16 protein-coding genes are annotated in these 14388 nt (G+C 35.2%); 9 read left to right on the plus strand and 7 right to left on the minus strand.

What is annotated here, in order from left to right:
- Window positions 1-181 (plus strand): T9SS type A sorting domain-containing protein (locus tag JO950_RS13025; protein WP_202703037.1); only part of this gene is annotated, 181 nt, incomplete at its 5' end.
- 128 nt (window positions 182-309) lie between these two features.
- On the opposite strand, the gene JO950_RS13030 is transcribed toward JO950_RS13025, so the two are convergent.
- The 3 genes from JO950_RS13030 to JO950_RS13040 form a co-directional block, all read right to left on the minus strand.
- The gene (locus tag JO950_RS13030; RefSeq protein WP_202703038.1) at window positions 310-951 is read right to left on the minus strand and encodes an O-methyltransferase; all 642 of its coding nucleotides are present in this window, start codon (window positions 949-951) and stop codon (window positions 310-312) included.
- A 113-nt stretch (window positions 952-1064) separates the two neighbouring features.
- A complete protein-coding gene (locus JO950_RS13035) occupies window positions 1065-1397 on the minus strand; it encodes a hypothetical protein (protein ID WP_202703039.1) in 333 nt (110 codons plus the stop codon).
- A 230-nt stretch (window positions 1398-1627) separates the two neighbouring features.
- On the minus strand, window positions 1628-2221 hold the full coding sequence (locus JO950_RS13040) for a YceI family protein (RefSeq protein WP_202703040.1): 594 nt from the start codon (window positions 2219-2221) through the stop codon (window positions 1628-1630).
- A gap of 207 nt (window positions 2222-2428) precedes the next feature.
- Here JO950_RS13040 and rlmN point away from each other — a divergent pair, with 207 nt between their 5' ends.
- The 6 genes from rlmN (at window position 2429) to dnaG (ending at window position 9645) form a co-directional block, all read left to right on the plus strand.
- Entirely contained in the window at window positions 2429-3472 is a 1044-nt protein-coding gene (gene rlmN, locus JO950_RS13045; protein ID WP_202703041.1) for a 23S rRNA (adenine(2503)-C(2))-methyltransferase RlmN, read from the plus strand.
- A 242-nt stretch (window positions 3473-3714) separates the two neighbouring features.
- Window positions 3715-4692, plus strand: coding sequence for a polyprenyl synthetase family protein (locus JO950_RS13050; protein WP_202703042.1), 978 nt, complete (start codon window positions 3715-3717; stop codon window positions 4690-4692).
- Between the two features lie 200 nt (window positions 4693-4892).
- On the plus strand, window positions 4893-5453 hold the full coding sequence (locus tag JO950_RS13055; RefSeq protein ID WP_202703043.1) for an RNA polymerase sigma factor: 561 nt from the start codon (window positions 4893-4895) through the stop codon (window positions 5451-5453).
- Complete coding sequence (locus JO950_RS13060) at window positions 5440-6177, plus strand: hypothetical protein (RefSeq protein ID WP_202703044.1); 738 nt, start codon at window positions 5440-5442, stop codon at window positions 6175-6177. Before JO950_RS13055 ends, JO950_RS13060 begins: the two co-directional genes overlap by 14 nt.
- A 221-nt stretch (window positions 6178-6398) precedes the next feature.
- On the plus strand, window positions 6399-7454 hold the full coding sequence (locus JO950_RS13065; protein WP_202703045.1) for a hypothetical protein: 1056 nt from the start codon (window positions 6399-6401) through the stop codon (window positions 7452-7454).
- Window positions 7455-7581: 127 nt separating this feature from the next.
- Window positions 7582-9645 carry a DNA primase gene (gene dnaG / locus JO950_RS13070; protein ID WP_202703046.1) on the plus strand — a complete coding sequence of 688 codons (2064 nt, stop codon included), beginning with the start codon at window positions 7582-7584 and terminating at the stop codon, window positions 9643-9645.
- Here the strand turns inward: dnaG and JO950_RS13075 are convergent.
- Together JO950_RS13075 and nadE are read right to left on the minus strand one after the other, a co-directional pair.
- Window positions 9642-10271, minus strand: a complete 630-nt coding sequence (locus JO950_RS13075) for a response regulator transcription factor (protein ID WP_017497031.1) — start codon at window positions 10269-10271, stop codon at window positions 9642-9644. The two genes, dnaG and JO950_RS13075, sit on opposite strands and share 4 nt — an antisense overlap.
- A 93-nt stretch (window positions 10272-10364) precedes the next feature.
- Window positions 10365-11171, minus strand: coding sequence for an NAD(+) synthase (gene nadE, locus JO950_RS13080; RefSeq protein WP_202703047.1), 807 nt, complete (start codon window positions 11169-11171; stop codon window positions 10365-10367).
- A gap of 99 nt (window positions 11172-11270) precedes the next feature.
- Between nadE and gldB the strand changes: the two genes are divergently transcribed.
- The gene (gene gldB, locus JO950_RS13085; protein ID WP_202703048.1) at window positions 11271-12227 is read left to right on the plus strand and encodes a gliding motility lipoprotein GldB; all 957 of its coding nucleotides are present in this window, start codon (window positions 11271-11273) and stop codon (window positions 12225-12227) included.
- A complete protein-coding gene (gene gldC / locus JO950_RS13090) occupies window positions 12227-12562 on the plus strand; it encodes a gliding motility protein GldC (RefSeq protein ID WP_017497028.1) in 336 nt (111 codons plus the stop codon). Before gldB ends, gldC begins: the two co-directional genes overlap by 1 nt.
- A gap of 105 nt (window positions 12563-12667) precedes the next feature.
- On the opposite strand, the gene yihA is transcribed toward gldC, so the two are convergent.
- Both yihA and JO950_RS13100 read right to left on the minus strand, forming a co-directional pair.
- Window positions 12668-13288 carry a ribosome biogenesis GTP-binding protein YihA/YsxC gene (gene yihA, locus JO950_RS13095; protein WP_202703049.1) on the minus strand — a complete coding sequence of 207 codons (621 nt, stop codon included), beginning with the start codon at window positions 13286-13288 and terminating at the stop codon, window positions 12668-12670.
- A gap of 42 nt (window positions 13289-13330) precedes the next feature.
- Complete coding sequence (locus JO950_RS13100) at window positions 13331-14095, minus strand: alpha/beta fold hydrolase (RefSeq protein ID WP_017497026.1); 765 nt, start codon at window positions 14093-14095, stop codon at window positions 13331-13333.
- Between the last annotated feature and the right edge of the window lie 293 nt (window positions 14096-14388).

Consider the following 14388-nt stretch of genomic DNA (forward strand, 5'->3'; position numbering starts at 1 on the left):
GGTAAAGGATATTTTAACTATTTCGAATATAGAAAATGAAGAATATGCAATTTATAATTTAACAGGGCAGCAAATACAGGCTGGTAGTACTCAGACAGGACAGATTGATGTCAGTAATTTGTCTAAAGGGCTATATATAATTAAAGTAAAAAGCACTAATAAGCAGTTTATGAAAGAGTAATAGGATGACAATGGGGCTATTGCTTATTGCTAAGATAGCCTCATTGTTTTTTTTTTTTTTTCAAGAGTTTGGTGTCTTATATGTTTTGCCAGAAGTAGGTTCAAAGCTCACAGGGCTAAAGAAGTAAACTAAAGAACGCGGCTTACAGTCAACCCATCACGTATAGGCAATAAAACGGTTTCGACTCTTGGGTCATTTTTCAAGAGTAGATTGTACTCCAAAAGGACTTTGGTACTAATGTCATTTGGATGAACCGGTTCCAGTATTTTTCCACTCCATAAAACGTTATCCGATAAAATAATACCGCCTTTGTTCATTTTGGGAACAATCATTTCCCAATAATTGATGTAATTTTCTTTGTCGGCATCTATGAAAACCAAGTCAAACTTGACGTCCAAAGTTGGAATGATTTCGACAGCTTCTCCTAAATGCTGGAAAATTTGTTTTCCCCAAGGGGACGCATCAAAATATTTACGTTGAAAATCGACTAATTCTTCTTTAATGTCAATGGTATGCAGTTGCCCGTTTTCCTGCATTCCCTCACACAGACACAAAGCAGCATAACCGGTATAAGTTCCAATTTCGAGAATGTTCACTGGACGAATCAATTTGGAGAGCATGCTTAAAACACGACCCTGAAAATGCCCGCTAAGCATTCTTGGGAGTAATATTTTTTGGTACGTTTCCTTATTTAGTTTAGCCAGCAATTCCGGTTCGTTTTCAGAATGTTGCTCGATATAATCTTCCAGTTCTTGAGAAATAAAATGCATCTTGTAGTATCTTCTAATTTTGAGTGTAAAAATACGAAAAATAGTGGCTCCTTTTTGGGTATAAAAAAACCATTCGTTGTAGCGAATGGTTTTAGTTTCATAAAGCGAAGAGACTATTTTTTCAAAGCCTCATTAACTTCTTTAGCTGTTTTCACCGTACCGTCTTTAGCAGCTTTAGCAGCGTTTTCTACTTTTTCAGCGCCTTTTTTAGTAGCGTCTTTCACATCTTCAGCGGCTTTTTTGGTAGCTTCTTTTACATCTTCGGCAGCATTTTCAGTTTTGCTCACTGCGCTATCCTTTACTTCTTTAATATCGGTAGTTAAAGAATCAACTTTGTTGCCAAGAGTTAATTCTTCCTCTGCAGGTTTCGGTTCCTTCTTTTCGCAAGATTGTACAGTAAATGCTAATAGAGCGATAACAGCCAGACTTAAGATTTGTTTTTTCATAAGAAATTGATTTTTTTAGATTGATTAAATTTAAAAGTTATAAAGCTGAAAAATAAAGATACACATTTTAAAATGATTGAGCTCTTTGTAAGATTATTTTCCTTTTGAGTGCAAGACAATTCTCGTGCCAAAGTTTTGAGTTTTGAAATGCTGAGCAATTTTTTTTATTCATTTTTAGAATCGAAAAGTATTTATTGTTCCATACTTTATATTTTGCTGCTTTTAAAACGTTATTTAATCACTAATATATTATCATTTTTTGCAAAATCAGTCAAAGTGATGTTGAAGATTACTGTTAATTCTTTCCCGGCTCTAACAACTCCAAGTGCTGCTGATGGGGTTGTCATTTCAAAATCACTAAAAGTCATTCGGTTAGAGCCTTGCAGCGCAAAAGTACCATCTTTATAGGCTGTTACTCTGATCTGGGTTTTATAATCTTTACTAACACCTGCTATAGTGTAAGTTCCGGTAAGATTCCAAGTGTTTTCGTTTACTTTTTCGGCAGATTTTAGAACGTATTTAATGTTTTTATGGTCTTCGGTTTCCAGAGCTTTATAAGCAACATCGTCCATGCTGCCTTTGCCGCTTTTTAAGCTTTCTGCTGATAAGGAAACAGTCAGGTTTTTTATATCTGTAATTTTCGAATCTGTAACAGTTAAAAAAGCACTTCCCACTCCGTCTGAAGATTTCATCGTCCAATCGTGTATGTTGGAAGTTCCTGCAACTTCAAAGGCCGATTTTGATAAGCTATATCTTTTTTGTGAGTTTACTTGTAAAGATAACATCAGTACTGCTGCTAATAAAATAGATTGGATCGTTTTCATTTGTATAGGTATTTGTTAAATTTAAGATCAGTTTGCGGTTCAGTTGATTTTTGATAATGAGTTACTGTCTTTTTCTTATGTCAAATTTATTACGAACGAATAGCAAAAGACCTGATAAAAATCATGGTTAGGTTTTTATTTAAAGCGTATAATAGAGAGAAAATACATTTTCTGAGAAATGTTTTAAAAAGTGATTAACTTTGCAGCATGCAAATGGAGAAAAAAGATATAAGAGCCTTAACAAAAGATCAGCTTCGCGATTTTTTTGTCGCTAATAATGACAAAGCCTTTCGTGGAAATCAAGTCTACGAATGGTTATGGAGCAAAGGAGCACACAGTTTTGAAGACATGACCAATGTTGCCAAAACAACTCGTACGATGCTGGAGGAAAATTTTGTAATCAATCATATCAAGGTAGATACCATGCAACGCAGCAGTGACGGAACCGTAAAAAATGCCGTTCGTCTGCATGATGGTTTAGTGGTAGAGTCCGTATTGATTCCAACAGAAACCAGAACAACAGCCTGCGTTTCAAGCCAGGTTGGGTGCAGTCTGGATTGTAATTTCTGTGCCACTTCACGATTGAAAAGAATGCGAAACCTGGAACCGGGAGAAATCTACGATCAGATTATTGCGATAGACAAAGAGAGTCGATTGTATCACAATCATCCGCTTTCGAATATTGTTTTTATGGGAATGGGTGAGCCTTTGATGAATTACAACAACGTCATCAAAGCTATTGATATGGTTACCTCGCCGGAAGGATTAGGGATGTCACCAAAACGTATTATGGTTTCGACTTCCGGAATTCCGAAGATGATTAAAAAAATGGCCGATGATGATGTAAAATTCAAACTGGCAGTTTCTCTGCATTCGGCTATTGATGACGTACGTGCGCGAATCATGCCTTTCAGTAAAAATTTTCCGTTAAAAGATTTGCGTGAAGCTTTGGAATATTGGTACAGAAAAACCAAAAGTAAAATCTCTTACGAATATGTAGTCTGGAAAGGAATCAATGACGACAAAGCTTCGATTGATGCTTTGGTAAAGTTTTGTAAATATGTTCCATGTAAAGTCAATTTAATTGAATACAATCCAATTGATGATGGCGAGTTTCAACAAGCTTCAGAAGAATCAATTCTGGCTTATATAAAAGCATTGGGAAATATCGGAGTAGTCGTAAAAGTACGCCGAAGCCGAGGAAAGGATATTGATGCTGCCTGCGGACAATTGGCCAATAAAGAAGGATAAATAATGTTTGGCGGTTTTGTGCTGCAAACAAACCGTTTAATAAATTTTTAAAGATGCCTTGTTCTTCAAGGCATTTTTTATAGAGCATTGCCTGAGAGCCGACACTTTTGTTGATAACGAATTCAAATTGAGACAGAAGAAAGTTTTCGGCCCGTTTTTTTTACATTAGTATTTAAATTATTGATATACTAATGTAAAATACACCGTATTTTTTTATTTAAAATAGTATATTTGGGATCGAAATGAATATTACTTCTCAAATAAAACAGCCCATCTTTAACGAGATGGAACTTTTTGAAAAAAAGTTCCATGAATCGATGACCTCAAAGGTGGCTTTATTGAATCGTATTACCTATTATATCGTAAACCGAAAAGGAAAACAAATGCGTCCTATGTTTGTTTTTCTAACCGCTAAAATGGTTTCTGAAGGTATTGTAAACGAAAGAACCTATCGCGGAGCTTCTGTAATCGAACTTATTCATACCGCTACTTTGGTACACGATGACGTGGTAGACGATAGCAATCGCCGTCGTGGATTTTTCTCAATCAATGCACTTTGGAAAAATAAGATTGCCGTTTTGGTAGGAGACTATTTGTTGTCAAAAGGACTGTTACTCTCTATTGATAATGGCGATTTTGATTTATTGAGAATCATTTCTGTCGCTGTTCGCGAAATGAGTGAAGGCGAATTGCTTCAAATTGAGAAAGCAAGAAGACTGGACATCACCGAAGAAGTATATTACGAAATCATCCGAAAGAAAACAGCGACACTTATTGCGGCTTGTTGTGCACTTGGTGCAAAATCGGTAATTGAAGATGATGCTCAGGTCGAGAATATGAGAAAATTTGGTGAACTGATCGGAATGGCTTTTCAAATCAAAGATGATTTATTTGATTATAGCGAAGAAGCGATCGGTAAACCAACCGGAATCGATATTAAAGAGCAAAAAATGACTTTGCCTTTAATTCATGTTTTAAATACTTGTACCCCGCAAGAAAAAAAGTGGTTGATAAACTCCATCAAAAACCACAATAAAGACAAAAAACGCGTCAAAGAAGTTATTGCTTTCGTAAAAGGTAATAATGGATTGGCTTACGCCGAACAGAAAATGGTACAATTTCAGCAGGAAGCACTTTTGTTGTTGGATAATTTTTTAGATTCTGAGTTTAAAGATGCCCTTGTTTTAATGGTAAACTACGTTATTGAAAGAAAGAAATAGTTTTTTTTAATTAGATAATCAGGAAATTTGTTAATTAGAAAATTGATTTACTTTGTTGTAAATGAATGTTTTAATTGTGTTTTTTTTGGAATTTGTAATTTTTTTATTGATTTTTTTTCCATTCTCATGCAACCATTTCAAAACGTTATGCGTCTATGCTAATAGAAGTCTGTTACTAAACCAAAACCAACCGCTTATTAATGAAAATTATTCATTTACATCAGGAAGAAACCGAAATTATAAAGTTGGCTGTCGAGAATAATCGGCAAGCACAGCAACAAATTTACAGTCGGTTTTCTTCAAAAATGTTAAGTGTTTGTCGACAGTATATAAAAGACATTCAATTGGCCGAAGATGTGATGATAACCGCTTTTATGAAAGTGTTTACCAATTTAAGCAGATTTGAGCACAAAGGAAGTTTTGAAGGTTGGGTCAGGCGGATTATGGTAAATGAATGTATTTCATATTTAAGAGTTCATAAAAAAGTAAAGTTTAGTGAAGAAGAAATTTATATCGAAGAGAGTTTCAATGCCATTGACAGTCAGTTTTCGATCGATCAGATTCAGTTCTTAATTGATGCTTTACCGGAAGGTTATAAAATGGTTTTTAATTTATACGCCATAGAAGGTTACAAACACAATGAAATTGCTAAGATGTTAGGGATTAATGAAGGTACATCGAAATCGCAATTATCGCATGCCAGGAAAATGCTGCAAACACAAATTAATAGTCTAAAAAAACAAGATAATGGAACCGAATAATTTTGAAAAGGATTTCCGTGAAAAACTAAACCAACGTAAAATTGAACCAAGTGATAAAGCCTGGGATCGATTGGATGCGATGTTGAGTGTTGCTGAAGAAAAGAAAACAACGATCGATCTTCGTTCACGACAAGCCGGGAAAAAGAAATGGATGTATGTTGCGGCAAGTTTGGTTGGTTTTTTATGGGTTGGAACTTTCTTTTTTAACCAAAAGAAAAATACAGATGTAACACCAAAAGACATTATAGTGGTTAAGGAAGATGCTAAGAAAGATTCGGTTGTAAAGCCAACTTTTGATACCAATATAGGGGTTGAAGAAGCAGTAGCAGTTTCAGAAGAAAAAACAATTAAAAAGTCAGTTCAACAAGAAAAGCATCAGGAATCAAAATCGAATAAAATCATTGCAAATAAACCCAATGCAATAGCGGAGTCTTCAATCATCATCAAAAACAATCCTGAAAAACAATCAATCAATCCACAGCCTTTAATGGCTAAAAATCCTGAAAAAGAAACGGCAGATCAGTTGCTGGGAACAGCTGAAAAAGTAATCGTCGCTGAGAATGCTGTCAAGCCAAAATCAAAAGTAAAAATTAATGCCAATGATTTGCTTCAACAGGTCGATGGTGAATTAGAGCTTTCGTTTCGTGAAAAGGTAATTACAAAAGTCAATAAAAATTACCAAACGGTAAAAGTGGCTTTGGCCAATCGAAATCAGCAGGAATAAAGTTTCCAACTCCAATCAGGAACGTGCTGTTGGAGAAAATCAAAAATTAAAGATCAAAAAAATAATTCCGATAGTTGTCGGGCAGGCTTTTAGTGCCAATTTTTAATCCAATTAAAAATTGAGAATTAAAAAATAATTGTTTGTAATTCACATTTTACATTTTACATTTCGCAATTAGAAAAAAAACATCAATCAACAATCAAATTTTAAAAAAAACAGTCATGAAAAATTTTACCATTCACCTCGTTATCCTCGTCTTCTTATTTGTAAGTAAAGTTATGGGACAGGAAACTTTTGAATTAAAAGCGAGAAAAATTGCCAACAAAATAGAGAAAGTTACCAAAGAGGAAAAAGAAGCTTTGAAAGAAGAAATTGAAGCAATTAATGTTCAGTTGTCTGAAGGGAAAATCACTCAGGAACAAGCCGACAAGCGTAAAAAGGAATTAGCAGAAGCCAGAGCGGTTATTATCGAAGAAAAAGTAACACTGGCGCAAAATGAGTTAAATGATTTGGTGCAGCAAAAAGTAGACGGAAAAATCAAGGAAGGGAATTATAAAAGTGGACGTGCTTTGATTGTTCATTGGAATGACATAGAATGGAAGGACAATAATAAAAAAAGAAAAGATTCTATACGCGGCGAAAGAAGAACGACATCGCAGTTTGTATTTGCAGCAGGTTTGAATAATATGATGGTTGATGGTAAATTGCAGGATGCTAAATATAGGTTTACAGGATCGCATTTTTACGAATGGGGATTTACCTATAACACCAGGTTAATGAAAAACGATAATTTATTACACGCTAAATACGGATTGTCTTTAATGTATAATAATATTCGCCCGAGAGATAATAAATATTTTGTAGTCAATGGAAACCAGACAGAATTGCAAACCAATGCGATTCATTTAGAGGAATCCCGTTTTAGAAATGTGTACATCGCAGTGCCAATTCATTTAGAGTTTGATTTTTCAAGACCAAAAGTGAGTAACGGAAAAACGTATTTTAGAACACATGATAGTTTTCGCTTTGGAATTGGAGGTTACGCAGGAGTCAATGTAAAATCCAAACAAATCTTAAAATACGATCAGGATGATTTAGATTATAAGACAACTATAAAAGGAGATTACAATGTGAATAATTTTATTTACGGATTGAGTTCTTACATTGGTTATAAAGAAATGAGTTTGTATTTGAAATACGATTTAAACCCATTGTTTAGGAATAATACTGTAAAAGAAAATAATATTTCATTGGGATTAAGATTTGATTTTAATTAAGAATACAATTGATTAGTTAGTGGAAAGAGCGCTTCGAAAGAGGTGCTTTTTTTTATTTAAAATTGCCCGATTTCATGGGGGATTTGTGTAATTTTACATCCTTCAAATTTTATAAATATTTTACGTTTTGATTTCACAAAGTACGATTGATGCTGTTTTTGATGCTGCTCGAGTAGAGGAGGTTATTGGTGATTTTGTTAATTTAAAACGAGCCGGAAGTAACTTTAAAGGGTTAAGTCCATTCTCAGATGAGCGCTCTCCGTCGTTCATGGTTTCGCCTGCAAAGGGAATCTGGAAAGATTTTAGTACGGGAAAAGGAGGTAATTCAGTTAAGTTCCTGATCGAACATTCACAGTTTACCTATCCGGAAGCCATTCGATATCTGGCCAGAAAGTACAATATAGAGATTGAAGAAACAGAACAGACGGATGCTGAAAAAGCAATGACAGATGTTCGCGAAAGTATGTATCTGGTTTCGGAATTTGCGAAAGACTATTTTCATAAAATACTTTTAAATTCAGAAGAAGGAAAAGCAATAGGACTTTCTTATTTTAAGGAAAGAGGTTTTACCAATGAAACCATCAAAAAATTTAGTTTAGGATATTCACCTGAAACCTGGGATGCTCTTACCAAAGAAGCTCTGGGGAAAGGGTATAAGCTGGAGTTTCTGGAAAGTACCGGTTTGACCATTCCAAGAGAAGACCGTCCGTTTGACCGTTTCAAGGGGCGTGTGATGTTTCCCATAGAAAGCATGTCCGGACGTGTTTTGGGTTTTGGAGGGCGTATTCTGACCAATGATAAAAAAGCCGCTAAATACTTAAACTCGCCTGAGAGTGATATCTACCATAAAAGTAAAGTACTTTATGGAATTTTTCAGGCCAAACAAGCGATTGCAAAACAAAATAACTGTTATCTGGTTGAAGGATATACGGATGTGATTCAGTTTCATCAGGCTGGAATCGAGAATGTGGTAGCTTCATCAGGAACCGCTTTAACACCGGACCAAATTCGTCTGATCAACCGATTAACGAGAAATATAACCGTTTTATTTGACGGAGATGCTGCAGGATTACGTGCTTCTGTTCGTGGGATCGATTTGATTCTGGAAGAAGGAATGAATGTAAGAGTTTGTGCTTTTCCCGATGGAGAAGATCCGGACAGTTTTGCACGAAAAAATTCGCACGATGATCTGGTTGCTTATTTAGAAGAAAACAGTAAAGATTTTATACAGTTTAAAGCCTCTCTCTTAATGAAAGAAGCGAAAAACGATCCTATAAAAAAAGCCGACCTGATTCGGGATATGGTCAATAGTATCTCGAAGATTCCGGATCGTATCCAGCGTGAAATTTATACTCAGGAATGTGCCCGAATCATGGATATTTCTGAGCAGGTATTGGTGAGTACTTTGGCACAATTAATTCAAAAAGATCTTGCAGAAGCAGGCAAAAAGCAAAAGCAGGAGCAAAGACCTTTTGAAGTACACAGGAATCAGCCTGCAAAACAGACCGGTTATTCCGGGGGCGATCCCGAAGACCCAAGGACAGGGCCGCCTGAGGATTATTATCCGGGAGAACCGTCGTATGCACAAGAGCCGACGGAGAAAGTTGATATTTTATACCGTTTAGAACGAAAAGTAATCGAAATCCTGCTGCTTTATGGTGATAAGACGGAGGAGTTTGAAGATGTACTTTTAAAAACGAATGAAGAGGGCGAAGTGATAATGGTCTCTGAAATGAAAAATTATAAAGTCTATCAGCGTATTTATTTGAGTTTGCAGGAAGATGAGGTAGAACTTTCTAATAATTTGTTCCGTGATATCTTTACAGACTTAATCGGGTTTTACAATCAGCATGAAAAATTTAGTCTCGAGCAATATTTAATGCGCCTGCAGCCTGATTTTGCTCAGGAAGTTACGGATATTTTAATGGAAGATGAAAGATTGGCTCTTCACGATTGGGAAGGACAGAATATCTTTTCAAAAATGAAGCATGAAACGATTGCGCAATACGTTACCGAAACGATTATGTCAATGCGTTGGTTTTTGGTAGGCAAAATCATTGATGAATTAAAAAGCTCTATAAAACCTGATAATTCAGATAATACAGAGCTTTTGTCTATGGTTGTCGATTACTCAAAATTAGTTAATTCATTCGCGAAAAAACTAGGAAGAGTAATGTCGCGATACCATTAAATAATTTCTAAAGTCTTAGCTTTGTTTACTAAGTCAACTAAATTAGTAACATTTAATTTAGTCAATAATCTTAATTTGTAAGTACTGATTGTTTTTTCGTTCAGGTTTAAGATTTTAGAGATTTCATTGTTCTTTTTACCATCGCTTAAATAACGTAAAACTTCGATCTCACGATTTGAAAGTTTTCTGTACAAACGCTCGCTTTTGCTTTGTTTAGCAATAAGGGCCATGTTTTTACGTACGGTTTCGTTGATGATAATTTTTCCTTCGTGTACCTTAATAATAGAAATACCTAAAGTTTCAAGTTTTTCTGTTTTGTGTACATAACCGGAAACTCCTGCTTTAATAGCGTTTGGAGCATACATTTGTTCAGCGAGGTCACTAAAAATTACAATTTTTGTTTTTGGGAAATTCTTCAGGATGGATTTTACTTCGAAGATACTTGAAAGTCCTTCCAGTTCTAGATCTAGAATCAGGATATCGATTTCTTTCGTCTGAAGGATATCTCTAACCATTGAAAAATTGCCTACGTTGGCAACAATTGAAATTTGATCGTGGTCTTTAAAATAAGACTTAACGCCAAAGTGAGTCACAGGATGATTGTCTGCAAGACATACTTTAATCATAATTTTTACCTTTTTTAGAATTGTTCATGTTTTTGGAACTGTAAAATTAATAAATAAATTCTGTAATTAATTGCAGACAAATGTTAAAAAGTATTATTTTAACGTTTTTGGTATAATACAGACCGGAATTGGATCCATTTTATGCTTGTTACTGGTGTTTAAACGTTTATAAATTTCGAAGACAATTTTCTCTCTCTCGCTAAAGTCATCCCCCGTATTTCCTGAATCCGAGGCTAACATTGCCCATTCAAGTTCGTCATAACTGGCGCCTAATTGATCCTCATCGGTGCGATTATCGCCAAATAATCCATCTGTAGGTGCTGCGCTTAAAATTGACTCCGGAATTGTTAAAAATGCCCCTAAAGCATATACATCTGATTTCATTAAGTCGGCAATTGGACTTAAATCGACACCTCCGTCTCCATATTTAGTGTAAAATCCTACCCCAAAATCTTCTACTTTATTTCCTGTTCCCGCTACAAGCAAACCATGAATTCCTGCTAAATAATATAAAGAGGTCATTCTTAAACGGGCACGCGTATTGGCTAGGGATAAATTTACTTTCGCTTCATCGTCCGTTTGAGGTACAGCGCTTTTAAAAGCTTCAAAAGTGGCGGTTAAATCCGTTTCTACACTTGAAACATTTGGAAAACGTTTCTTTAATTGCTCAATATGTTCTCTTCCTCTTGAAACCTGATTGGCAGCCTGATGAATTGGCATTTCAACACATAAAACGGTTAAGCCGGTTTGTGCACACAAGGTAGAAGTCACTGCAGAGTCAACTCCGCCTGAAATCCCAATTACAAAACCATTAACTTTTGCTCGGGTTGCATAATTTTTTAACCACTCTACAATGTGGGCGTTTACTTTTTCTGTCTGAATAGTGCTTTTTTTAGCCATAATAGTTCAAGATTTAAGATACAGGGATGTATATTTGCACAAATATTTTTAAGCATAGTTTGTTTAAAATATGAGCAACACAAATCTAATTAAAATAAAATGAAAATATATCGCTTAGCAGTGGTTCTGTGCTTGTTTTTTTTGTCTTGTGACCAGAAAACCAAAGTCGAAAAAGCAGTAGAAGAAATTCCGGTCGACATTAAAGTAGAGCGTTTTGATAAGGTGTTTTTTGAGACTAAACCAGAGGATTTAGCTAAAGTAAAAAAACAGTATCCTTTCTTTTTTCCGGCAGGAAATGATGATAATGTCTGGCTTAAGAAAATGCAGGATCCCATCTGGAAAGAAGTTTATACCGAGGTTCAGAAAAAATACAGCAATTTTGAGCCTGTCCGCGAAGAATTCAATGCGCTTTTTCAGCATGTAAAATATTACTTCCCTAAAACGAAAACGCCAAAAGTTATCACTGTAATTGGGGAAATGGATTATAATGCCAAGGCTATATATGCAGACACTCTGGTAATTGTAGCGTTGGAATTGTATTTGGGGAAAGATCATAAATTTTATGAATTCCCAAATTATCTAAAACAAAATTTTGAAGAGAAGCAAATTATGCCCGACGTGGTTTCGAGTTTCGCTTATCGAAATATCCCGGCATTTCCGGATAAAAATTTAGTTTCCCAAATGATTTTTGAAGGGAAGCAATTGTATGCGAAAGATTTGTTGTTGCCCAATTATACTGATGCTGAAAAAATAGGTTACACACCTGAACAAATAAAATGGAGCCAGGAAAATGAAGCCTATATGTGGCGCTATTTTATTGAAAGCGAAATGCTGTACAGCGATGATCCGAAACTAACTACCCGATTTATAGTGCCTGCTCCGTTTTCTAAATTCTACTTAGAAATTGACAACGATTCTCCGGGAAGAATAGGGGCTTGGTTAGGATGGCAAATTGTACGGTCGTATATGAAGAATAATAACGTAACTTTGCCGGAATTATTAAAAACAGAAGCAAAGGTAATCTTTGAAAAGTCAAAATATAAACCTAAGAAATAATGTCAAATACAATAAAATCAGAAATTAAATTCAATATAGAATTAGACGAAAACCGTGTTCCGGAAAGATTATCATGGACGGCAAAGGACGGTGGAGTAGAAGCAGAGGAAGCAAAAGCAATTATGCTGTCAATTTGGGACAGTAAAGCGAAAGAAAGTATGCGTATCGATTTGTGGACCAAAGATATGCCGGTAGACGAAATGAAAATTTTCTTTCACCAGACTTTGGTGGCTATGGCGGATACTTTTAAACGTGCCACTGACGACGAGAAGATGTCAGATACTATGAAAGACTTTTGTGATTATTTTGCAGAGAAACTGGAGCTGACGAAATAAGTAGTTGAAATTCCAATATAAAAAATCCCAAATTCCAATAGTAAAACTTGGAATTTGGGATTTTTTATTGATTATTTTGGGATTTGGAATTTCCTCTATTGGGGTCTAAAATTCCGAGTTGTTTTTAAAAACCTCCTGATTTACTTCATCAATATAGGTTAAAAGATCTTCTTTTCCTGTAGCTTCAGTAGATGAAGTTACAAAATATTGAGGCATTTCAGACCAGTTATTGGCAAACATTTGTTTTTTGTAAGCTGCGACGTGAGAATCGATTTTTACTTTACTGATTTTATCTGCTTTGGTAAAAATGATGCAAAATGGTATTTCGCTTTCTCCCATGTAAGACATAAATTCAATGTCGATTTTTTGTGCTTCATGACGAATGTCAATTAAAACAAAAGCGCAAACTAATTGCTCTCGGGTTTCAAAATAATCCGTGATGAATTGCTGGAAAACGGATTTGGTTTTCTTAGATACTTTAGCATAACCATAACCCGGTAAATCGACCAGAAACCAATTGTTATTAATCTTAAAATGATTGATTAACTGTGTTTTTCCAGGTCGCCCTGATGTTTTGGCTAAATTCTTATGATTCGTAAGCATGTTGATCAAAGAGGATTTACCTACGTTTGATCTTCCGATAAAAGCATATTCCGGTAAAAAATCCTTCGGGCATTTTGATACTTCAGAATTACTTACAATGAATTCGGCGGTATTAATTTTCATGTTTTTTATTTTTAAAACCTCCTAAAAGTCGAAAGTTAGATGCTATAAATTCTTTTTAACGAGCCATTCTTCCAGGATTTTGTTGAATTCCTGAGGGTGCTCCATCATAGCAGCGTGTCCACATTTGTCTATCCAGTACAAAGTTGAATTAGGCAATAATTTATCAAATTCTTCGGCAACATTTGGGGGAGTAACGGCATCATTTTTACCCCAGATAATGCAGGTTTCTGTGGTCATCTTTGGTAAATCTTTGGCCATATTATGACGAATAGCACTTTTGGCAATCGTCAAAGTTTTGATGAGTTTGATACGGTCATTAACGGTTGCGTACACTTCGTCAATAAGCTCTGGTGTAGCAATTGCAGGATCGTAGAAAACATCTTCAGCTTTCTTTTTGATGTATTCGTAATCGCCTCTTTTGGGGTAGCTGTCACCCATTGCGCTTTCGTAAAGTCCTGAGCTTCCTGTAATTACCAGTCCGGCAACTTTTTCAGGATATAGCTTTGTGTGGTACAGTGCAATGTGACCGCCTAAAGAGTTGCCTAATAGTATAACCTGATCAAATCCTTTAAAAGTGATAAAGTCTTTTACATACTTGGCAAAGCTTTTTACGTTTGTTTTTAAAATGCTTTGAGTATAGATTGGCAAATCCGGGATCACAACTTTGTATCCTTTTGTTGGAAAATATTCGGCTACAGCATCAAAGTTACTAAGGCCTCCCATTAAGCCATGTAAAATAACGATAGGAGTTCCTTCTCCAGCTTCATAATAGCTGTATTTGCCTTCTTTTTTGTAGTGTTTGTCCATTTAATTTAATGCCAATTTCAATTTGGACAAATATAGGGTTTAATAAATAAAAAAGGATTTTTGCTGTCGTTTTTTAACTAGATAATTTTAGTATAATTTATAAGTGGTTAGAAATCAGTATGAAGTGGTGTTTTTTGTCGGTTTTTTAAATGTTAAGAAATCGGCAGAATAGCTAAATTTTTAAGAAAAATAGCGCGTAATTTTTTTGAATGATTAGTGTTATTGATAATTCGTTAATAATAAGTTAATGTATTGATCTTCTATCTGTTATGCAAAGTGGGGCGTAAGTGGTT

Source organism: Flavobacterium sp. UGB4466, from assembly GCF_903469665.1.
GTDB classification, from domain to species: Bacteria; Bacteroidota; Bacteroidia; order Flavobacteriales; family Flavobacteriaceae; genus Flavobacterium; species Flavobacterium lipolyticum.